The sequence below is a fragment of the Streptomyces sp. ID05-39B genome, from assembly GCF_033794725.1.
GTDB classification, from domain to species: Bacteria; Actinomycetota; Actinomycetes; order Streptomycetales; family Streptomycetaceae; genus Streptomyces; species Streptomyces bobili.
In genome coordinates, this window is the sequence record NZ_JARGEF010000044.1 from 1 (window position 1) to 22,046 (window position 22,046).

The 22,046-nt window shown below is 70.7% G+C and carries 10 protein-coding genes and 6 pseudogenes; 5 read left to right on the forward strand and 11 right to left on the reverse strand.

Annotated elements, in window-relative coordinates:
• The coding region (locus tag P1P75_RS12740) for a histidine kinase (RefSeq protein ID WP_319254695.1) at positions 1-1,308 on the reverse strand (1,308 nt) is incomplete at its 3' end.
• A gap of 298 nt (positions 1,309-1,606) precedes the next feature.
• Here P1P75_RS12740 and P1P75_RS12745 point away from each other — a divergent pair.
• Complete coding sequence (locus P1P75_RS12745) at positions 1,607-2,311, forward strand: hypothetical protein (RefSeq protein ID WP_319254696.1); 705 nt, start codon at positions 1,607-1,609, stop codon at positions 2,309-2,311.
• An 87-nt stretch (positions 2,312-2,398) separates the two neighbouring features.
• Here the strand turns inward: P1P75_RS12745 and P1P75_RS12750 are convergent.
• The 5 genes and pseudogenes from P1P75_RS12750 to P1P75_RS12770 form a co-directional block, all read right to left on the reverse strand.
• A pseudogene (locus P1P75_RS12750) lies at positions 2,399-3,102 on the reverse strand (IS5 family transposase); the annotation flags it as partial.
• 486 nt (positions 3,103-3,588) lie between these two features.
• Positions 3,589-3,843 (reverse strand): hypothetical protein, encoded by a 255-nt coding sequence (locus tag P1P75_RS12755; protein WP_319254698.1) that lies wholly within the window; start codon positions 3,841-3,843, stop codon positions 3,589-3,591.
• Positions 3,844-4,068: 225 nt separating this feature from the next.
• Positions 4,069-4,551, reverse strand: coding sequence for a hypothetical protein (locus P1P75_RS12760; RefSeq protein ID WP_319254700.1), 483 nt, complete (start codon positions 4,549-4,551; stop codon positions 4,069-4,071).
• Positions 4,539-9,335 (reverse strand): putative T7SS-secreted protein, encoded by a 4,797-nt coding sequence (locus P1P75_RS12765; protein ID WP_319254702.1) that lies wholly within the window; start codon positions 9,333-9,335, stop codon positions 4,539-4,541. Before P1P75_RS12765 ends, P1P75_RS12760 begins: the two co-directional genes overlap by 13 nt.
• A gap of 2 nt (positions 9,336-9,337) precedes the next feature.
• Positions 9,338-9,577, reverse strand: a pseudogene (locus tag P1P75_RS12770) (hypothetical protein); the annotation flags it as partial.
• Between the two features lies 1 nt (position 9,578).
• Here P1P75_RS12770 and P1P75_RS12775 point away from each other — a divergent pair.
• A pseudogene (locus P1P75_RS12775) lies at positions 9,579-9,776 on the forward strand (hypothetical protein); the annotation flags it as partial.
• Here the strand turns inward: P1P75_RS12775 and P1P75_RS12780 are convergent.
• The 3 genes and pseudogenes from P1P75_RS12780 to P1P75_RS12790 all read right to left on the reverse strand — a co-directional run.
• A pseudogene (locus tag P1P75_RS12780) lies at positions 9,775-9,963 on the reverse strand (hypothetical protein); the annotation flags it as partial. The pseudogenes P1P75_RS12775 and P1P75_RS12780 sit on opposite strands and share 2 nt — an antisense overlap.
• A complete protein-coding gene (locus P1P75_RS12785) occupies positions 9,960-10,376 on the reverse strand; it encodes a hypothetical protein (RefSeq protein WP_319254704.1) in 417 nt (138 codons plus the stop codon). The pseudogene P1P75_RS12780 and the gene P1P75_RS12785, both read right to left, overlap by 4 nt.
• Before the next feature lie 316 nt (positions 10,377-10,692).
• Positions 10,693-10,943 (reverse strand): annotated as a pseudogene (locus P1P75_RS12790) (mobilization protein); the annotation flags it as partial.
• Positions 10,944-11,279: 336 nt separating this feature from the next.
• Here P1P75_RS12790 and P1P75_RS12795 point away from each other — a divergent pair.
• Positions 11,280-11,591 carry a hypothetical protein gene (locus tag P1P75_RS12795; protein WP_319254706.1) on the forward strand — a complete coding sequence of 104 codons (312 nt, stop codon included), beginning with the start codon at positions 11,280-11,282 and terminating at the stop codon, positions 11,589-11,591.
• Positions 11,558-12,238, forward strand: a pseudogene (locus tag P1P75_RS12800) (3'-5' exonuclease); the annotation flags it as partial. The gene P1P75_RS12795 and the pseudogene P1P75_RS12800, both read left to right, overlap by 34 nt.
• A gap of 164 nt (positions 12,239-12,402) precedes the next feature.
• Here the strand turns inward: P1P75_RS12800 and P1P75_RS12805 are convergent.
• Positions 12,403-17,259: a DNA repair ATPase gene (locus tag P1P75_RS12805; protein ID WP_319254710.1), complete on the reverse strand. Its 4,857-nt coding sequence runs from the start codon at positions 17,257-17,259 to the stop codon at positions 12,403-12,405.
• Positions 17,260-17,742: 483 nt separating this feature from the next.
• Positions 17,743-19,773 carry a flotillin family protein gene (locus P1P75_RS12810; protein WP_319254713.1) on the reverse strand — a complete coding sequence of 677 codons (2,031 nt, stop codon included), beginning with the start codon at positions 19,771-19,773 and terminating at the stop codon, positions 17,743-17,745.
• A 1,149-nt stretch (positions 19,774-20,922) separates the two neighbouring features.
• On the opposite strand from P1P75_RS12810, the gene P1P75_RS12815 reads away from it, so the two are divergent.
• Entirely contained in the window at positions 20,923-21,981 is a 1,059-nt protein-coding gene (locus tag P1P75_RS12815; protein WP_319254715.1) for a helix-turn-helix domain-containing protein, read from the forward strand.
• Positions 21,982-22,046 lie beyond the last annotated feature (65 nt).

Below are 22,046 nucleotides of genomic sequence, written 5' to 3' on the forward strand. Positions count from 1 at the left end.
GCCCTCCGCCCCGCTTCCCGCCTTGCTCTCCTCCCCGTACGGCAGCATCCCCGCGATCCGGAAGCCGCCGTCCTCGGTGGGCCCGGTGTGCACCATGCCGCCGACCCGGCCGACCCGCTCGTGCAGCCCTTTCAGCCCTTGGCCGCCGCTGATCTCCGGCGGCACCTCGGGCGCTCCGCCCGGCACGGGCCCGTTGGTGACCTCCACGACCAGGCTGTCCGGTTCGTACCGCAGGGCAAGGCGTATCGGGGCACCCGGCGCGTGCTTGTGAGCGTTGGTCAGCCCCTCCTGGACGATGCGGTACACCTCGTGGTCAGCGGCGGGCGCCAACGGCCTCCGGACACCGCTCCGGTCCAGCGACACCGCCGTGCCCGCGCCCCTGGACGACTCGACCAGGCCGTCGATGGCGGCGGTGGTACGGGGCGCGTACGGCACCGAGGCGCCGTCGCCCACCGGCTGCCGCTGGCGCCCCTGGTGTTCCCGGTGCTCCCCGTACTCCCGGTAGGAAATCTCCCCCTGGTTCCCCTGGTGAGACTGATGCCCCTGGTACTGCTGCTCGTTCTGTTGCTCCCAATACTCCGCCTCGTCGTGGAGCACCCCCACCGCCGCCCGCAACTCCGCCATCGCGGTGACGGAGGCGCCCCGGAGGATCCGTACGGCCTCCCGCTGGCTCCCGGTGAGCTCCGGGTCGACCTGGAGGGCGCCCGCGTGCACGGAGATCAGGGCGAGCTGATGGCCGAGGCTGTCGTGCATGTCATGGGCGATGCGGTTGCGCTCCAGCAACCGCGCCTCACGGGCCACCATCGCCTGCTCGCGCCTGAGTTGCTGATTGTTCTGCCACAACGCGCTGAGCAGTCGCCGCCGTTGGTCCCGGTAGCGGCCGACGAGGGCCGGCACCACGGCCAGGGTCAGGAATGTCACGACGTTCCACCCGAGGGTGACGGGCAGCACGGGCGCGGCCCCCGAGGTGATGTCGTGGTACAGGCCCGGGACGGTGTGGAGCACACACGCGGCCCCGAAGGCGGCGGCCACCCGCCAGGGTTCCGTGATCCGCCGCCCCGCCGACCAGGCGGCGCAGACCAGCAGCACGGAGGCCATGACGCTCCACCCCCCGGCCAGCGGGGCGGAGAGGATGAGGACGGTCGCGGGCAGCGCGTGGCGCGCGGGCGCCAGCAGGGCCATCGCCCCGGCGAGGAGGACGGTCCGCGCGTCGAGCGTGTCCACCCACGCGCCGATGCCCGTGGCGAGCCCGGCGAGGGTGACGGCGAGCACCGCCTCCCCGACGATACGGGCGGGGCTCCAGAGCACACCGCCGCTCAACCGCCGCCGGAGGCCCCGAACGGCGAGCCCGGCGGAACGTACCCGTCGATCTCCCACATCCGTACCTGCCCTCACATCCACATCCACTTCCCTGTCCGCATACACCGGACCGACGGTAGGACCCCCGGAAGAACGCGTGCATCGGCCGAGCGTCGTGCCACCGTACGACGAAAGTTGACACCTTTCGTCGCCCAGGATCGCGACTTCCGGAGACTGCGCCGGGCCGGTCGTGCGGCCGACGATGGACGGACCGAATCGGGGCCACGCGGACAACGGGAGATGCCACATGGACAGCACGGGCACGGAGTCGAGTGCAGGAACGGGCGCGGAGAAGGACAGGGCCGCCGTCAGCCTCACCAAGGTCACCCCCGCCCCAGTCCCGGCCCCCACCACTGCGGAAGCACCGGACATCCAGTCCCACGACACCTTCGTCATCAAGAAGACACTGAGCCTCACGGCCGGCGAGTACGTGGTGAGCGTGGCCCGGCCGGACGGCTCCGAGGGCCAGCCCGTCGCATACGCACGCGAGAAGCAGCTGTCGCTCAGGGGACAGGTGACCGTCTATACGGACGCGTCCAGGAAATCCGTTCTCGCCGCCTTCAAGGGCCGCGACCACGAAGTGGGCTACATGTACGACGTGCGGGACGCTTCGGGCCAGTCCTTGGGGTCGTTCTACGAGGACGCGGGCGCGTCTTTCCTCCGCAGGACATGGCAGGTGCGCCAGCCGGGGACGATGAAACTGACCGGCCGCGAGCACAGCCGGGTGGTGGCCTTCGTCCGGTTCATCTGGGAGTTCGTGCCGTATCTCGAATACGTACCGTTCATCTGGCCGTACCGCTTCGAGTACACCGAGAGCGGCAAGCCGCTGATGACCGTCACCAAGAAGCTGGGGCTGCACACCCGGTACGTACTTGAGATCCTCGCGCCCGACATCGACCGCCGCCTCGCCATAGCCCACACGCTGGCTCTGGACGCCCTGGAAGTGGACTGACACGTACATCACTCCCGCTACGGCGATACAAGTCAGGTACGCCACGGACAGCCGTTGCGCGTCGTGTTGCCGACACGCCACAGGCTCGGCGGTCTTGTCGTAGCGGGTCGCGATGCCGCGCCACTGCTTGAGCCGGTTGAAGCACCGTTCCACGACGTCGCGCCGCTTGTAGAGCTGCTTGTCGAAGCTTGGCGGGCGTCCGCCCCGGCTGCCGCGCCGGAGCCGGTTGCGGACCTGGTCGGCCCGCTCGGGGATGGTATGGCCGATGCAGCGACGCCTGAGCCAGGTTCGTATCGCACGGGAGCTGTAGCCCTTGTCGCCCAGCACGTGAGCCGGCCGCACCCGGGGCCGCCCCGGCCCGGGGCGGGGCACCCGGATCGCTTCCATCACGGCGGTGAACTGCGTGCAGTCGTTGGTGTTCCCGCCCGTGAGAGCGAAGGCGAGCGGACGCCCGAAAGCGTCACAGGCCAGGTGAATCTTGCTGGTCAGGCCACCCCGCGAGCGTCCGAGGCATGGGCTGCGGCGTCCCCGACCGCGTCCACCCGGGCCTGCGCGGCCCGGAGCATCCGCTCGAAGGTGCCGTCCAGGGCCCACCGGCGAAACCGGGTGTGCAGCGTCTACCACGGCCCATACCGCTCAGGCACGTCCGGCCAGGCCGTGCCGGTGCGGAACTTGCACACGATCCCGTTGAGCACCCTTCGATCGTCCCACCGCTTCCGCCCCCGCAAGGACGCAGGCAGCAGCGGCCGGACGAACTCCTCTTCCTCATCGGACAGTTCATGGCGACGTATCACCCGCCCATGAACCACCACTCAAGCTCAATCGAAGACACGACTAGCGCCAAGGTCTCGGCGACTGCGCTCCGCCCGACGCCGAGTAGAGCCGAAAGGGCACCGTTAGCCGAGGGAGTCCCCTGGGACTTCCAGCCCCACCAACCAGCATGGGCGTGAAACAACTGAAAGACTATTTGCGCAGGTCAGCGATCGAGGACTTCTCATCGTGGCAGGTCACCGCTGGCTGGTCTCTTCCGGGACATCTGACCGGCGCGGTGTCGTGCCCCGTGAGGGCAAGGGCCACGACACCTCAACATGCCAGTTGACCTGTGCATACCTACCTTCACAGCCCTCCACTGATCACTGTTGTTTTCAGTACCTTGCGCAATGCATGTGCAAGATGCTCTCGACTAAATGACGGCACATCAGAGAAGCCTGAGTGCGCGTCCGTCTTTACGGAGGGTTGTCGCCGAAGCGGCCTCGCAGCGCCCGATGTCCTTCGTGTCACCTCGGGCCGACGAGCTGAACCGCGATCGGCATCGGCTGGTCGTGCTGAAGTTCCCGGTACGCGACTACCAGTTGGTGGCCGGGCCAGTACGAATCGACCGGCAGGTTCACCTGCCGTCCGGTGGCTCCGGGATCTCCCAGCAGCCAATCGAACCGATGCCCCTGCTGGCCGGTTCCTCCGAGAACCTCGTCACACATGTCGAGTACGTACGCCTCAAGTACGTACGCCTCGTCGCTGTCTTGTCTGCTCATGACTTCGGATGCTGCCACCCTTAGTGACAGCAGGCCCAGGGTCGCCCAGCAGCGACCCATCCCCGACGGGGAAGCAGCTCACGTTGCCCTCCTCCCGGGCGAACATCACCGCTACTGAGTTGCCCCGGTAAGCCCGAGGGCGGCGGGCCGACCCGCATGGAGGCCCTGGAAGGCGGAAACCTCAGACCTCCGGCACCTCTTGTGGACGATCGCGTGCGAGGTGGGTCAGGCGGGGTTGGACTCCTCCAGCGCCACCACGACCATCACCGGAAGGTCAGCGTCCTGCTGGATCACACCGGCGGTCAGGATCCGGCCGTCGAGGGTCCACTTCTTCACCTTGATGAACTCGTCCTTGTCCGCCGCCGTCTGCTCTGCCTCGACGAGGTGGCCGGCGAGAGGAGATTCCTCGATCTCGGGGAGGAAGCCGGCCAGTGCCTGCTCCCCTTGCTCGTAGACGGCTTCCACGTCGTCGAAGTAGCCCGACTCGTCGACGTCGCGGATCCAGACGGCGAACGAGACGCAGACCACCCCGCCGCCGAACGTCTGGATCCAGCCCCCGACGCCGTCCTTGTCCCACGACGTCTCCACGCCGTCACGGGGCTTGCCCCCGGGCGTCCACTCCTGGGCCGAGAACCGCGCCGCCGCACCCTCGGCGGTCAGCGGGGTGAGGCCCCTGAGCTCTTCCAGCATTGCGATCACTGCAGCCATGAACTCATTCCACTCATGCCGTTGCCGGGCACGTGATACGCCTTCAGCTGCCCGCTGGCATAGGCCTCGGGAAAGGCCTTGGACAGCACTTCGTTCACATGCGCGGCACCCCATTCATTGGACACCATATAGCGGACCCCTTTGCCTCCGAGATCCTCGTTGAGGGCGAGCAGCTTGTCGGTCTGTGCGGTAAGCCGGCCCTCGTTGTAATACTTGAAATCGGGATTATATGGGGACTTCTGCCATTCGCCGAGGTTGTCACCGCCGGTCCACTTCGCCTCCGTGATCCAGCCGTCCCGCGGGCCGCCGTCGACGTGGACCTCCCGGCCGTCCGGCAGGATCCACTGCTGCTCGTAGCTCTGGTCGGTGACGAGCCGCTGGTACCGGTACGACGGGCGTTCGAGCAGCTTGTCAGTCAGCCAGCCCAACCCTTTGAACTGCGAGTACGGCGACAGACCGAGGGGGTCGCAGACGGTGAACGGGTTGTGCACGTAGGCGACCGGATTCGGCGCGGGGCCGAGGCCGAGAGGGTCCGGGGAGGTATAGCGACCGGTCTCCGGGTCGTAGTGGCGGAAGAGGTTGTAGTGGAGGCCGGTTTCCGGGTCGTAGTACTGGCCGGGGAAACGCAGCGGGGTGTAAGCCGTGCTGGAGCGGGCCCAGGCAGTGGTACCCCAGAGGGTGCTCCTGGCGCGCCAGGCGATCTCGCCGGACTCGTCGACCAGTTCGGTGGGCGTTCCCACGAGGTCGGTGGCGATGGCGAAGAACCGGCGGTCGATTTCCTCCTGCCGGCTGTCCGGGGTGAGGAGGCGTTCCGTCTGGGACAGCGCCACCAGGCCGCGGTGGTCCCAGGTGAGGGCGACCACGTGTGGCAGGCCTGGGGTGTGGACCGTCTGTTCGCACAGGGTTGTGCCGTCCCAGGAGAAACGGACCTCCTCTGCGACGCTTTCTCCGTCGTCGGCAAGGCGCTGCTTTGCGGTGCGGCGGCCCAAAGGGTCGTAGAGATAGCGCCAGCGGGTGCCGTCGGGGGTGACCACGGCCGCGAGACGGTCCTCCGCGTCCCACTCGTAGCGCCAGGTGTCGGGCTTGCGCGACAGGCGGGTCTTCTGGCGCAGGGTCACGCGGCCGAGGGCGTCGTGTTCGAAGCGGACGTTGCCGGCCCTGGTGACGGAGGTTCCGGCGTACGAGCGGGGGCCGGTGGCGTCGTGGCCGGGGTGGGAGCCAGGCCAGGAGGCCACCGTCTGATTGCCGGCGGCGTCGTAGGCGTAGCGCTCGGTCCACCCCTCTGCATGGACCGCGTTGACCCGGCCGGCCGCGTCAAGATCGAAGGTGCGGGTGCCCGACAGATCGTCGGTCACGGAGGTGAGATGGCCGTCGGCGCGGTGCGCGTAGTGACGGTGGTTGAGGGAACGGCCCCCAATCGTCAGGTGCTGGTCGCGGATCCTTCCAGCCTCGTCCCAGGCGGAGGCCAGGGTGAGGGATCCGCCGAAGACGCGCTCGAGTTCCCGGCCGGCCGCATCGTGGGTGAAGGCGATCTCGCGGCCGCCGCTGGTTATCCGGTCGGCACGGCCGGCGGCGTCGTAGCCGTACTCGGTGATCGCTCCGGTGGGGGTGATGCGGCGGGCCCGGCGGCCCAGGGTGTCGTAGGCGTAGTTCATGGCGCGGCCGTCGACGAGTTCGGTCTTGGTCCGGCCACGCCGGTCGTACGCGTAGAGGATCTCGCTGTCCGGTCCGGCCGCGTGCAGCAGGCGTCCGGCCCGGTCGTACGCGTAGGTGGTCACCTTGCCCGCCACCTCCTTGCGGACGGCTTGGCCGAGCTGGTCGTAGGTGTAGGACACGGTCCGGCCGAGTGCGTCGGACCGGGCGGTGAGCTGCCCGGCGGCGTCGTACCGGTAGGTGAGGGTGCGGCCGTCGAAGTCCGTCTCGGAAGCGAGCCGGCCGGCGGCATCGTACGTGTAGGACCAGGTGCCGTGCGGGCCGGTGACCCGGATCAGCCGCAGGTCCGCGTCGTGCTCGAACGTGTGGCGGACGCCGTCGGGCCCGGTGCGGGTGGTGAGCAGGTCGAAGTGCGTGTACTCGAAGCGGGACATCCCGTCGGCCAGGCCGATATGGCTGAGGGGGTTCCCCTCTCCGTCGTACGTCCACGACTCGGTGGCCCCGTCCGGGGCGACACGGCGGGCGAGATTGCCGTCCTCGTCCAGACTGACCCGGGTGACGTTGCCCACCGGGTCGACGGTACGCACGACCCGGCCCAGGGCGTCGCGTTCCAGGCGGGTGGTGCCGCCGGCCGGGTCGGTCACTGCCACCGGCAGCCCCGCGGCGTCGCAGCGCACGATGGTGGTGGCGCCGAGGGCGTCGGTGACGGTGGCCAGCCTGCCTCGGCCGTCGTAGGCGTACCGGGTGGTTACGCCGGCCGGGTCGGTGACGGCGGTGCGGTTGCCGTACTCGTCGAATTCCTGGAGCCAGTGGGCTCCGTCCGGCCCACGGAATTCCGTGGACAACCCCGAGGGGTCGCGCACGGTGCGCAGTTCGCTCCCGTCGGGGCGGGTGACAGCGAGGAGGCGGCCGTTTTCGTCGTGGGTGAAGGCGGTGGTGCGGCCCAGCGGATCGGTGCGGGTCAGGGTGTTGCCGCGGGCGTCGTAGGTGAACCGGGTGGTGTGGCCGAGCGGGTCGGTGGTGGCCACCACCCGGCAGTGGCGATCGATCCGGTGCCGGGTCGTGTGTCCGCCGGCCGTGGTGAGGGTGGTGGTGCGGAGGCCGGTCTCCGGGTCGGGTTCGGTGTAGGTGAGGGTGATCTGGATGTGGCCTGCCTGACCACCCTCGGCGATGACACGGTCGCGGTCGTCGTAGGTGTAGTCGTAGCGGCTGTTGTTGGAGTCGATCCAGGCGGTGACACGTCGGCGGTCGTCGTGGACGAAGGCGGTGGTGGCACCGGACGGTTTGACGACGGCGCTGAGGTTGCCGTCCTCGTAGCCGTAGCGCATCAGCGGCAGGTCCGCCCCGTTCTCTCCAGCGCCCGCCAGGGACAGGGCCGTGATCCGGCCGTCGCTCACGGCGACGACCACCCGCCGACCCGCCGAACAGACCAGGGCGAGCGGGGTGCCGCTTTCGATACGTTCCACCGCCCACCAGTTGCCGTGGCGGTCTTCGACCCGGTCCAGCCAGGCGTCACCGTCGCCGCCGGGTTCGCAGTCGGCCGGGGCGGTGAAGTGCCGGACCAGGCCGGTGCCGGGATCGGTGACGGTGTAGTCGCCGCCCGTGTCACGGGCCAGCAGTGTGCGGGCGGTGCCGGACTCCGGACGGGTCGGGGTGCCTGGGACGGGGTGCGGATAGGGGATCAGGAGGCCGTCGGCGGTGACGTGGACGACGCCGACCACGTCGATCTCCAGGCGCTCGTCAACGGTGGAGGTCCAGGACGGGCCGAGGAATCGGCCTGCCACCAGGCCGGACTCGGTACGGCGGGTGAAGACCAGAGGCAGGGTGCCCGGCAGTACCAGATCGGTCTGGGGCAGGAACATCCGGCCCGAGGCGAGGTCGACCGGGTCGGTGCCGGAGACGACGCGGTGCCCGTCGGGGCGGTTGTGGGTGCCGTCCGGTGCGTCGTCGACCAGCCTGCGGGCCCGGGAGGCCTTGGCCATGTCCGCAGCGAGGCGGACACCCTTGACTGCGGCCCCGCCCCCGCCGGTGGCCACGGTCAGTGCGGCGTCGGGCAGCAGCCGACCGAACCCTTCCGCGGGGTCCTTCATGAAATCGCTGATCATCTGCTTGCCGGTGCCGACCGGGTCGTTGGCGGCAACCACCAGGCCGGCGGCAAGACTGTTGAGGCTGGTGGCGTACTCGGCGGGGTGGGTGATGTTGTACGGGTCCAGCGGGTTGACGCTGCGGACGAAGTTGAGCAGCCCCGCGGTGCCCTTGATGATGCCGCCGCCGACGTGGTCGCCCATGATCTGCAGTTCTTGCAGCCCGTCTCCGAGCTGATCGGCGTACGACGGCTTCTCCGGAGCCGCGTCGCGGGCGGCGCGGACCGCGCTACGGGCGGTCTCCGCGGCGGTGTTCCGCTGTTCGCGGGCCTGGGCAAGGAGTTCCTGTGCGTCCTGCATCAGCGATTTACCCGGGTCGTCGAACGTGGGCGCGGGGCAGGGCGGCAGAGTGCCGGGGTTGCGTTGCTCGGGGGCCTGCGCGTTGTAGCGGTCGACGGCTTTGTTGTAGTCGTCGACCCTCTTGCGGTGGGCGTCGGCCGCGTCCTGGGAGGCCTTGACGCCCGCCTTCCACACGTCGATCGCCGTCTGCGCCTGGTTCTGCGCCCAAGTAACGGTGCCGGCGAACGCCTCCAGCGCGCCGACGGCCTTGGTGCAGGCGTCGGCGGCGTTGTACCACTTGGGCGGCTGAGTGCTCACCGCGGTGCGCAGCGCCTCGGCCGTCTCACCCTTGAGCCGGGCCGGGTCCATGCCCTTGAGACCGTCGCCGGTGCTGTCGAAGGCCTTCTGGAAGGCCTTCAGTCTGGTGGCGGTCGCGGTGATCTCGCTGGGGCTGCCGTAGATCAGCTTGGTCTTGTCCTCGGTCTGCCCGAGGTCCATCTCGTCGACCTCGGCGCCCATCCGGTTGGCGACCGAACGGGACTGCTCGCGCACCCAGTCCGCGCCGGACTCCCAGCCGACGTCGTCCAGCCGGTCCGCGGTCCAGTTGCCCGCGTCCTCGACCCGGTTGCCGACCCACTCGGTGCCGTCCTCGACGAAGTCCTCGACCGAGTCCGGCGTGATGTCGCTGATGAAGTCGCCGATACCCACAGTCAGTTCCCCCCGGACTCACCCTGCTGCTGTTCCTGCTGTTCCTGCTGTGCGCGTTCCTCCGGCGACGGGCCGAAGGTGTCGTCCAGCGCCTGGTCCCACTGGTCGTCGGAGATGCCCAACGCGTCGTTGAGCATCTCCGACTGCCGGCCGCCCCGGCCCTCGGTCAGGACGGTACGGCCGGTGTCCTTCCACGTCTGTTCCATCTCCTCGCCGGCCTTGTCGAACGACTCGGCACTCCAAGAGGACTTCTGCGAACGCTGGGAGTGGGGTGTGCGGGCCCTGGTGCACGACGCCGGCGAGCTGGCGAACCGCCTCGGTCTCGCGGCGGGCACCCTGTGGGAGCACGACCAGTACGTCGCGGGCACCCTCAAGGTGGGCGCCAACTCCCTGTTCGGCGGAAACCCGCACGCCAGCGAGGAGGACATCGCCAAGCAGGGAAGTCGACCGAGAGACCGTGGTGCCCGGCCTCCATCCCGGTCATCGCCAGCTCCGAGAAGCCCTTGCCCATGACCGAGCCGGTCGCGCCGCCGAGTTCACCCAGCTCGTCGATCGTCGCGCCCACGCCCTGCGTGAACTTGGCGACGGACGCCTTGTCGAGATTGATGTCCGTACCGTCACCGCTCACGACCGCGTCCCCTCTCCCGCCTCACCGGCATCGACGGCGACCGCCTCCGCAACGATGCCGACGACCGGCGGGAAGAACATCGAACCGTCCTCCGTGGCGATGTCGACGGCCAGACCGGCCGGCTCGCCCAGCGCGGGCACGATCTCGTCCACGATGCGCGCCCCGAGCAACGCCGCGTACTCCATCGGCTGGTCACCGGGCCCGTGATGCAGGGCGAACCCGGCCAGCGCGGCCTCGTCGGTGAACCCGCAGACCCACCGCACCCCGCCCGAACGCACCGACCACAACCCCCCGTCGGCCACCGGCACCAGCAGCACCGAACGCCGCATCTCACCGACCAGGGCACGGGGATCATCGCCTCCCCATCTCCGCTCGGCGATGCGCTCGGCCAGCGCGGCCTTGGGCTGCTGCACGGTTCCTCCCTGGACGTGAGTCTGGTCGTCAGTCTTTCGTGAGTGACTGATGGCACCGTAGAACAGGACGCCCGGGAGGGTGGGGGCGGTTCTCGTGAGGGTCTGCTCGGGGCCGACTGGTCTCGCGGCGGGCTGACCACCAAGGTCATCTCGCTTGCGCCGGCCGGGGCCTGCCTCTGGCCTTCGTCGTCACGCCGGGGAACGTGCTTCGCCCGTCTCAGGCAGTTCAGGGCGATCGCGACCCGCTTCGACGAACTCGCCGCCCGCTACCGAGCCGGCCTCCACGTCGCCTCACTCGTCCTCTGGCTCCGCAAACCTCTCCTCGGCCGAGCGCGCCGCCGGTGTGGATGACGCCTCGGCCGCCGAGCGGATCGCCCGGGTGTCGGCGCGTTCGGCCCGGACGTGGCTGCGGGTGGCGCGTTCGAAGGAGCGAGCGGCGGCACCAAGTTCGGCGCGGGTGGCGGCCGGAGAGGTCTGGGCGACCGCGTCCAGGAGTTCGCCGACTCCGACGAGTTGGGCTGCGGCATCGTCGTCGTCGCTGTCCAGGTGGATCGCGGCGCGCTCGGCGATCCCGGTCGCATGATCGGCGAACGCCGCCGCACCCTTCCTGAACGGCTGTTCAGCTGGTCAGGAAGGAGGTCACACGGGTTCGCAGAGCCCGACGCCAGTCCCACCCCGCAGTGCGGTGAACGGGAGAACACAGCCACCCTCAAAGTCGAGGAGCCTACGGCTACACCGGTGCCGGAAGGTGTGTGCAGTGCCGCTACGGCGCAGGCAACGACAACCGGTGGCGTCACGTCGGCTGAAGAAGCGGCTGACACGAGACGCTGTCGACGTGGTCGGATAGCTTGTCACTGAACCAGTACGGCACATCTCGCCCGGCGGCCCGATCTAAGGAATGACGTGCAGGCTACGCCACTCAGCCCCGAAGATCCGGCACAGATCGGCGGTTTCGAACTGTTGGGCCGGATCGGGCAGGGTGGGATGGGGCAGGTGTACCTGGGCGAATCGCCCGGTGGCGAGCCCGCCGCGGTGAAGGTCATCAAGCCGTCGGTCGTTGATTCGACCTCCCGACTGCGCTTCTCGCAGGAGATCGAGATCCTGAAGACCGTCTGGGGGGCGCGGGTCGCACAGCTCCTCGACGCGGACGCGGACGCCGAGCAGCCGTGGCTGGCGACCGCGACACCCACCAGCGCATCTACAAGAACCAGGTGACACTCGGCAGCCTCGGCATCAGCATCCGCGGCCGGTCCGCGAAGCTCAGCCTCAGCTACCGGACGACACGGCAGATCCTCCGTTCCGCGCTGGAGGTGCTGGGCGAGGAGACCTACGACGACCTCGACGGCAGCTCGGAGACCCTTGCCGGGTACCGTTCCGTGCTCAGCGGCGGCGCGCCCGGAATGCACTCGTACCCCGACTGGCAGTCGGAGCGTGAGGCGATCGCCGCACACATCCTGGCCTGGGACGCCCATCCGGACGAGCGGATCGCGCACGAGCAGGTCGCCATCTGCGTCCCCACCAACCACATGGCGAGAGAACTGGGGATCACGCTCGGGGAACACGGCGTCCGGGCCTTGGAGATCGGCGCCGACGGCGCCCGGGGCGAGCCCGGCATCCACATCGGGACGATGTTCCGGTTCAAAGGGCTGGAGTACCAGCGGATGATCATCGCTGGGGTCAGCGACGGTCTGGTCCCCCGCGAACACGTGAACCAGCTGTTGCGGACTGACCCGGCCCGCTACCGCAGGGATGCTCAGCGGGCGCGATCCCTGCTGTTCGTGGCGGCGACGCGGGCGCGTGACAGCCTCGACATCTTCTGGCACGGTACGCCGAGCCCGTTCCTGCGCCGCCTTCTCTCCTGACGCGGGATGCGGGCCCCCTCCTGCTGGAGCCAACGCGTAGCTCGCCGGTCACCGGCCGACCTCGGAGTCGAAACAAGTCGGAACAGCGCCGCGCGATCTACCAGGTCGGAGCGGGCCGCCATGGGTGGGCGGTTCCCGTGACTCGGCGCGGGGCGACCCCGCTGTCACAGTTCGGCGCCGACCGTGATGGGGCAATCCTCGCCGGCCCGCTGGATCGCCGCCTCGACGGCCGCCCCGACCCGGTCGGCGAGCAGTCCGAGGGTGGTGACGGCGTCGGTGAGGGCCGCGAGGTGGGGGTCGGCGGACGAGGCGCCCAGAGGCTGGGTGCGGGCGTGTGCCGCCTTCACCTCGGTCCAGCGGGTGGTCTGTTCGGGGGTGAGGGTGCCTCGGAGTTCGGCCAGTTTCAGGAGGTTGGCCTCGGCGCCGGTGGTGAGGGTCTGGGCCTCGGCCGTGTAGTGGTCGTCGATGAGGGCGGCCAGTTCGGCGCCGTTCATGACGGGCTGGATGCGCTGGGCGATCTTGTTCATGTTGCGGTAGGAGCCCTGGAGCCGGAAGGGCGGCTCGGTGCGGGTGGCGTCGGACCGCGACGCGGAGGCGATGTACGCGGCGTTCACGGCCAGGACCGTGTCGCGTGCCGTGAGCAGGTGGCGCAGTACCGCCAGGGTCCGCTCCAGCTCGGCCGGGGCGTACGGGTGGGTCAGGTGGTCGGCGCGGGCCGCCGGGTCGCCCTCGGCGAGGCGGGTCAGCAGGTCGAGGTCGGTGCGGTCGCGGTCGGCGAGCGGGGCGAGGACCGGGTTCGACGTCAGCGCGTTCTCGATGAAACTGAGGGCGAAGGCGTTTTCCCTGCCGGTCAGGACGTCGCCGAGGTTCCAGACGTCGGCGCGGTTGGCGAGCATGTCGGGGACGTGGAAGCGGCCGCCGGACTCGGTGTAGGGGTTGCCCGCCATGCAGACGGCGAACCGCTTTCCGCGCAGGTCGTAGGAGTGCGGTTCGCCGTTCCGTACGCCTTCGATGCGCCGGGTGGCGTCGCACAGCGGGATGAACTTCTGGAGCAGCTCGGGCGAGGTGTGCTGGATGTCGTCCAGGTGGAGCAGGGTGTTGTTGCCGGTCGCCAGCGCGAAGTTGATCTTCTCGACCTCTTGGCGGGCGGTGGCGTCGGGGGCCTCGGCCGGGTCGAGGGAGGTGACGCCACGGCCGAGTGCCGGGCCGTCGACCTTGACGAGGATCAGGCCGAGGCGGTCGGCGACGTACTCCATGAGCGTCGTCTTGCCGTATCCCGGCGGGGAGATGAGCAGGAGCAGGCCGCCGGTGTCGGTGCGCTTGGTGTCGCCGGTGGTGCCCAGCTGCTTGGCGAGGCTGTCGCCGATCAGCGGCAGGTACACCTCGTCGATGAGCCTGCTGCGGACGAACGCCGACATCACGCGCGGCCGGTGGTCGTCCAGCCGGATCCGGGTGCGCTCGGCGGCCACGAGTGCGGTGCGGCGTCGCTGGTAGTCGCGGTGGGCGGGAACCTCCACTGCCCTGAACCGCCGTGTGCGGGCGAGGAGTTCGTCGACGCGGACGGTGAGTGTCCCTCCGCTGACGCGCGGGTGGGCGCCGAGCAGCCCTTCGACGGTCTCGGTCAGGGGCGCTTCCCACTCGTGGCGGGCCAGTTGCGGGCACAGCTCGGCGGCCACCGCCTCGGCCAGGTCGCCGGGGGTGACGTCCGCGCCGGTGGCGGAGGTGTACGCCGACAGCCACGCCTCGACGAGCTGCTCGCGGGCGGTCAGGTCGTCGAGGGCGGCGAGGTCGTCGTCGTAGGCGGACGTACCCACCGTGCGGCGGAACTTGTCGAGGAGGGTGCGGGTGCCGGAGCTGATGACGAAGCCGTCGGGGCCGCTGGTCAGTTCCTCCAAGAGGTATGTGGCGGCGGCATCGGCGAGCGGGCCGTCGATCGCCTCCGCCAACTCCCGCTCCAGGTCGGCCATCGCGGGGGCCAGACCGAAGGTGTCGCGGGCGCGGGCCAGGGACCTCGCACGGCGGGTCCACTGCTGGCGGGCTTCCGCGGTCGTGCCGTGGGCCCAGAACAGCTGGGCGACGGCGCGGGCGGCGGGTTCGTGGCGCAGTGGGCCGGCGCCTTCGTACAGGCGCAGGAGTGCGGCGAGGATCAGGGTGGCGTCGTGGTCGTGGACGCCGCGCTCGTGGCCTTCGTCGTACGCCTCCTGGGCCGCCCGGCGGACCAGGGCGGGGAGGTCGGCGGCTGCGAGGGCCGCCGGGCCGTGCTCGTCGAGCAGTCGCGCGGCGAGGTGTTCGGCGCGGTAGACCTCGGGTGATTCCGAGGGGAGCGGCCGGTTCCAGTACGGGCGGGTGGTGGCGAATTCGGGGTCGGTGACCGGTGAGCGGTAGTCGGTGCCTGTGAGGGTGAAGGCGAGGCTCTCGCCGTGCGGGACCAGGGTCAGGGCGAGCGGCTGGGTGTTGACGGCGAAACGGTGGGTGCCCAGGCGCAGGGTTCGGCCGTCGTCCGTGTACAGGTCGGTGCGGTCGCGCAGGGCCCGGAGGGCTTCCTGACGGGCGGACTTGAGGCGGCCGTCGAGTTCCTCCGCGCGTACCTGGTCGCCCAGTTCGCGCAGTTCGCCGCCGATGCGGCGGATCTTGGCCGGCATCGGGTCGGAGGTGAAGTACGTGGCGACGGCGTCCGCGTCGGGGAGGGCGGCGGCACGGCGGGTGACCGTCGTCAGGACGCGGAGCGCCGATTCGGCGAGGCGTTCTGTGCGGCGGGAGCGGGCGTCGGCGAGGGTCTGCTTGCGGGCGGTGAACACCTCGTGGACCTCGTCGCGTTTGTCCGCGAGGTCGCCGAGGAAGTCGTCGGACTCGGTGAACCGGGATTCCAGGTTCTCCACCTGCACCAGCAGGCGGGCGAGTTGCTCGTCGCATGCGTCGGGGCTGTCGGCGGCGGCGAGAGCGCCGGTGACGGCCTGTCCGAGCAGGGCGAACTCGGCGGCGAACTCGGCGCGTCCCTCGTGCTCCAGGAGTTCGCGACGGCGGCCGTCGAGGCGGGCGCGGGCGCGGTTGACGCCGCCGAGGACGTCGGCGACGCGCTCCAGGACGGCCGTACGGACGGTGGCGTCGCCGATGTCGAGGCCGGCGACGATCTCGGTCACCGTGCGCAGTCCGTCGGCGAGTTCGTCGAGTCGGGCGGTGAGGGGTGCGGCCTCGGCGACGGTCGTGATCGTCTCGGCGTCGGCGACGAGCCGTTCGACGTCGGCGTGGTGGCCGGCGAACGCGTCCTCGCGGGAGAGATGGGCCACCGCCCGCTGCCCGAAGGTGTCGAGGTCGGACTCCAGGTCGGTGGCGAGTTCGTCGATGCGGGCGGTGTCGGCGTACCGCAGATCCTTGAGGGTGAGCAGGTGGCCTTGTGCGTGCCGGAGTTCGGTGAGGCCGGTGACCCAGGCGGCTGCTTCGCGCGGGGCCTCGCCGCGCAGGCGTCGTACGATCGCGGCGGCGCGGCCCGTTGCCTCGGTGAGGGCGTCGGCGGCCCGGCGGGTGAGGGTCTGGACGGTCTCGAACTCGCCGAGGACCTGTTCGGCGGTGGCCCGGACCTGCTCCAACGGTTCGCGCAGGTCGCCGAGTTCGGGATCGCCCAGCCAGTGGTGGGAGTCCGCCGTGCGAACGCAGGCGGCGGTCAGCGCTCCGTAGACCTCGCTGGTCGGCGTGGTTTGCGCCACAGCGCCGGCGACGGACAGGCAGTCGGAGATGGCGCGTACGAGGTCGGCGTTGCCGACGCGGGCGAGCGGTCCTGCGCCGAGGGGACGGTCGGCGTCGTGGGTGTCGGAGACGTACGGGGAGTTCCACAGCTGGAGCGGGTGGACGCGCTGCGGCTCGTCGGCGTCGGCGCGCAGGACCATGAGCGTGCCGTCGTCGAAGAGGGCCCAGCCGTGGCAGGTCAGCGGGGTGGCGACCTCTTTGCGGATCACGTTGTACGGCAGCAGCAGGCTGCGGCCCTCCACGCCTGCGTGGTAGGCGAAGAGGACGTCCTCGCCGTTGGGTGAGCGCAGCTCGCCCTCGAACTCCAGGCCCGCGGTGTCGAAGTCGTACGTCTTGTGGGTGCCGGTGGCCAGGCAGTAGCCGCCGGGGAACACGATGCCCTGGTCCTCGGGCAGGCGGCGGCAGGCCCGGCCGATGCCGTCGAGGCGGACGACGGTCCTGGTGAGGGTGTTGAAGACGAGGTAGCGGTGGCTGTCCTCCTTGTAGGGGAGGATGTCCAGCAGGATCAGGGCGCCCACGCGCGCGTACGCGATGTCCGCGTCGGCGAGGGACTGCAGGGGTTCGGCGACCGGCTCGGAGTGGATGCCCTCGCCGGTCTCGGTGTCGTCCTCGATCTTGACGGTCAGGGTCCCCGCGAGGGTCTCGACGAACACCTCGCCCTCGATGGAGACGTGCGGGTGGCGGCCGAGGACGTGGTCCTCGCGGGTGGTCCGGGTCCACGAGAAGTCGTGCGAGGGCGGGAAGACGTGGTCGCGGTCGCCGCGCGCGTCCAGGAACGTCACGGGAGCGTCGTCGGGAAGTGCCCAGCGCAGCACACGGATGTCGCCGGCCTTCTCCCCCGTCCGGAACACGGCCAGCAACCTGCCGTCCAGGCGGCGCAGTCGGAGAAGGCGGGCCTGCCGGTAGTAGCGGTGGAGCGCCGTGAACTCGCGGACGAAGCCGGGGTCGTCGAGGAGGCCGGGCACGGCGTCGTCGGGCAGCCGGTTCAGGTCACGGTCGTGCAGCGCGAAGACGTCGCCGACGGTCGTCCCGGGGCCCCGGCCGGGGACGGCGTTGTGGCCGAAGAGCAGGGCGTCACCGACGGCGACGAGGTCGCGGGGCACGCAGGAGTGCTCGGTGCGCAGCCGCCCGGTGCCGGCGAGTTCGAGCCGGGAGGAGCCGAACTCCGCGGTGCGGCGGGCGTTGAGCGCCTCGGCGCGGCGGGTGAGTTCGGCGGCCTGCGCGGTGAGCCGGTCGCGCAGCACCTCGTACGTGCCGGTGTCCAGGCCGGTGGTCATGGGGTCCCTCTCGAAGGTCGGAGAAATGACGTGGTCCGGAGCTGCCCTCCCCTGTGCGGCAGCTCCGGACCACGGTCCGGGTCGGGCCGTGGGCGGGCCAGGCCCCCACGACGCCGGTCAGGATGCGGTTGCCGAATCCCGTTCCAGGCCGGCGATCGGCAGATTCGGGACAGCGACACGCCGTGGAACCTGCGGATCGCGGGCCCGAATCTGCCGATCGGCTCCGGCTGTGCGCGTCCGGCTGTGCGCGTCTGGCTGTGCGCGGTCGTCGGTCCGCGTCCGCGTCCGGCTGTGCGCGGTCGTCGGTCCGCGTCCGCGTCCGGCTGTCCGTGGTCGTCGATCCGCGTCCGCGTCCGGCTGTCCGCCGTCCGTGGTCGTCGGCCCGCGTCCGCGCCTCCGCGGTCGTCTGTCCGCGTCCGGCTGTCCGCCTCCGCGTTCGTCCGGCCGCGTCCGCCGAGCGGATTCGTCGATGGCGTCCGCCGGTCAGGGCCGGGGGCTGCCGTTGACCGCGGCGAGCGGGGTGTCCGCGAGGCCCAGCTCGCCGGCCCTGTCCAGGAGTTGGCGCAGCGGGCCGGCGTCGGCTCCGCCGTGGTCCATGAGCTTCATGAGCAGGGCGGACACGGTCAGGTTCTGCACGTCGGCCGTGGAGACGGAGCCGAGGATCCGGCTCAGGTCGTCGGTGAAACTCGACGTGCCGTCCAGCCAGGGCTTCGCCAGCGCCTGCGCGGTCTCGGAGTGCTGCATGAAACCGTCGACGCCCTTGCCGAGCGCGATGGAGGACATCAGCCGGTCGAAGAAGACGGACTCCCCGCCGACGATGTTGATGTCGGCGTTCTCCAGCCCGGTGGCGAGGACCGTGGCCTGCGCCTCGGCGACCTGCCGCTGCACGTCGAGGCCCGCGAGGCGGATCTCCTTCTCGGCCTCCAGGCGCAGCCGGTACTCCTCGTGACCGCGGGACGCGTCGTCGAGGGCGGCCATCGCCGCGGCCTTCTCGGTGAGGCCGGCGGCCTCCGCCTTGAGCTTCTCGCCGATGCCCTCGGCGTCGGCGAGCGCCTTGGCCCTGGCACCCTCCGCCTCGGCCCGCATGCGTGCGGCGGTCGCCTCGGCCTCCGCGCGGCCCGCCTTCTCGATGACCTCGGCCTCCTTGTCGCGGACCTGCACGACCGCGAGACCTTCGGCCGCGTTCTCGGCCTGGACGCCCTCGGCGAGCCGCAGCTTGGCCCGCGCGTCGAGGTCGGCGCTCTTCAAACGGGCTTCGGCCAGGGTGAGTTCCTCGGCGGCGCGGTGCACGGCGGCCTGTTCCGCAGCCTCCGCGGCCTTGATGTCCTTGACGAGCAGTTCCTGCGCCTTCGCCTCGGCGCCGATGATCACGGTCTGCCGCTGCCGCTCCGCCTCCTCCACCGCCCGCAGCTTCTTGATGGACTCCTCCTGCTCGGCGACCGTACGGTCCACTGCGACGCGCTCCCGGACGACCTCGGCGATGTTGCGCTTCTCCGCCTCGACCTCCTTCTCCGCGGCGATCCGCGTCAGCTGCGTCTCCCGGTCACGGGCGATGACTTCGAGGAGCCGGTCCTTCTCGATGCGCTCGTTCTCCACGGCGATGACCCGCTCGCGGTTCTTCTGCGCGACCACGACCTCGCGGGCCTGGTTCTCGCGCTGGACACCGAGGTGTTCCTCGGTCTTCAGGAACGCAGACTGTGCCCGCAGCCGCTCCTCCTCCACGACCCGCGCGGTCTCGGCCTCCTCCCTGGCCCGTACGGTCTCGATCTCCCGCCGCTGCTTGATCTCGGCATCGGCCTGCCGGCGCTCCAGCTCCAGGATGGCCTCGCGGGCGTCGACGTTCTGCCGGGTGATCTCCTTCTCCTCGTGGCGCTGGAACTCGTTGGTGCGGACGTGCTCCACGGCGGTCAGCTCGGTGATCTTCCGGATGCCCTGGGCGTCTAGGACGTTGGCCGGGTCGAGCTGGGTGAGCGGCGTCTGCTCCAGGTAGTCGATCGCCGCGTCCTCCAGGTGGTAGCCGTTGAGGTCGACGCCGATGACCTCGATGATCCGGTACCGCAGTTCCTCACGCTTGGTGTACAGGTCGGTGAAGTCGAGCTGCTTTCCGACGGTCTTGAGGGCCTCGGAGAACTTCGCGTGGAACAGTTCCTGGAGCGTTTTCTGGTCGCTGGCCCGCGCGGTGCCGACGGCCTGGGCGACCTTGATGACGTCCTCGACGGTCTTGTTGACCTTCACGAAGAACGAGATCCGGATGTCGGCGCGGATGTTGTCCTGGCAGATCAGCCCGTCCTTGCCGGCCCGGGTGATCTCGATGGCCTTCACCGAGATGTCCATCACCTCGGCCTTGTGCAGCACCGGCAGGACGACCTGCCCGGTGAAGGTCACGTCGACCTTGCGCAGCTTGGAGACGATCAGCGCCTTGCCCTGCTCCACCTTGCGGAACAGTCGTGAGAGGGCGAGCAGGGCGAGGCAGACGGCGACGAGCACGCCGACGCCCACGATCATGGCAGTCATGGCATACGTCCTTGAGGCGTAAGGGAGTTGAGCATGAGGAGGAGAGAGGCCGCAGGTGGGCCGGATCCGGCGGCGGAACGACTCGAACGGCTTGGCTCAGGCGGCTGACCCGGGCAGCGACTCGGGCGGCTGACTCGGACGGCGTGGCTCAGAGGGCGCGGCTCAGGCTGCGCGACTCGGACGGCGTGACTCGGACGGCGTGACTCGGACGGCGTGACTCGGACGGGCGTGACTTCGCGGCCGGGGCGCGGCGTCACGCTGTCGCGGCCCGTCCCGCCGGGAATCGCCCCGCCGGGAATCGCCACGCCGGGGATCTCGGTCGTCGGCGGCGCACGGCCATGGCCCAAAACCGTCGCCCGCCCGAGCCCCGCCCGGCACAGCCGGCTCAGGCGGCACGGCCGGCTCAGGTCGCACGGACCCGCGCGGCCCGGACACGGACGGCACAGACGGGTCAGACGGGTCAGGCGGCCGGGACACGGACGGCACGGACGGCACGCCCCGCTCAGGCGGCGCGGACACGGGCGGCACAGGTTCGTCGGGGAAGAGGGGGTGCAGCGGCCGTACGAGCACGCGGGTCGTGGCCCAGGCGGCCAGGACGGCTCCCCCGGTCACGACCGGGCGCAGCAGCAGTCCGGTGACCGGTCCCAGGGGCGCGAACTCGGCCACCAGGACCGTCGTGCCGACAGCCGACGACCAGGCGAGCACCGTCAGGAGGGAGAAGGCGACGGTCACGGGCACCCCGCTCAGGTGCCATGCCCGCAGGTCCACGTCCGTGTCGAAGCTGCCAACGGCGGCGAGGCCCAGGGCTGCCAGGAGCCAGAAGCAGGCGACCACGACGAGGGCCGCGGTGAGCAGGATCGTGGGCAGGCCTGTGGCCGCTGCCAAAAACGTGCGCATCTCCCCCGGTCCCCTCTCCGTCCGCGGCATGGATCACTCGTCGTTCCGCCGGGCAGGGCCCGTACGGGCTCCGATGCCGGACCGGCCCCTGCCGGTGCCCGGCATCGGATTCACCCGCCGTGCTCCCCACGAGCCATGGTGCACGGCGAGGCCCTACAAACGCATTGCCGGTTTCCGGCAGTGTTGACTAGGGTCTTCATGCCGGTGACCGCCAGGAAAGCGTCAACGGCACACCGAGAGGCCGGGGGCGATATGACGGAGCGGCAAGTTCCGGAGCGGTATCTGAGCGGTTACGCCGAGATCCTGGCCGAGGTGTCGGCCACCGGGCGCCGCCTCACCCGGGACGAACTGGCCTCCCGCCGCGCCCTGGGCGAGCTGGCCGCCGAGGCGGGCCACGGGCTGCGCGCCCTCGTCAGCGCGCACCTGACCGCCGCCCGCGCGGCCTGGCCGAGGACGCCCGGCCCCGCCGACGACGCGCTCGCCGCCGTGCACCAGGCCGTCGACGCCTTCGCCGAGGGCTACGAACGTGCCCAACTCCTCGCCGTCCGCCAGGAGGAGGCCGCCCGCCGGGAGTTCATCGACGACCTCCTCTACGGCCGCAGCGACCTCGGCCGCCTCGCCGAGCGCGCGGAACGCTTCGGGCTGCGCCTCTCGCACGCGCACGCCGTCGCCGTCGCGCAGGGTCCCGACGCCTACGACGAGGGCGCCCCGGTGCCCCGGCAGGTGGAGCGCGCGCTCATCGCCCGGTTCGGCGACCGCAGCGTGCTGCTCACCACCAAGGACGGCCGGCTGCTGTGCATCGCGCCGGGCAACCAGGACGAGGTCCTCACCTACTTCGCCAAGCAGGCGCACGCCGCCACCGACGGCGGCCGGGTCGCCATCGGCCGCCCCCAGCCGGGTCCCGGCGGTGTCGTCCAGTCCTACGAGGAGGCACTGAACGCCCTCGAACTGGCCGAGCGGCTCGACCTGGACGAGCCGGTGCTGCACGCCGCCGACCTCCTCGTCTATCCGGTCCTCACGCGCGACCGGCAGGCCATGGCGGACCTCGTCGTCGTCACGCTGGGGCCGCTCACCACGGCCCGCGGCGGCGCCCAGCCCCTCCTCGACACGCTCACCGCGTACTTCGACTCCGGCTGTGTCGCCGCCGAGGCCGCCCGCCGCCTCACCCTCAGCGTGCGTGCCCTGACCTACCGTCTGGAACGCATCCACAAACTCACCGGCGCCAACCCGGCCGACCCGGCGCACCGTTACATGCTCCAGACGGCCGTGATCGGGGCCCGGCTGCTGGACTGGCCGGCCCAGGAGATCTGACGGGGCCGCCGCACCCCGGCCGGGACGGACGGGGTGCGGCGGCCTGATGGCGCGTCAGGCGGCAG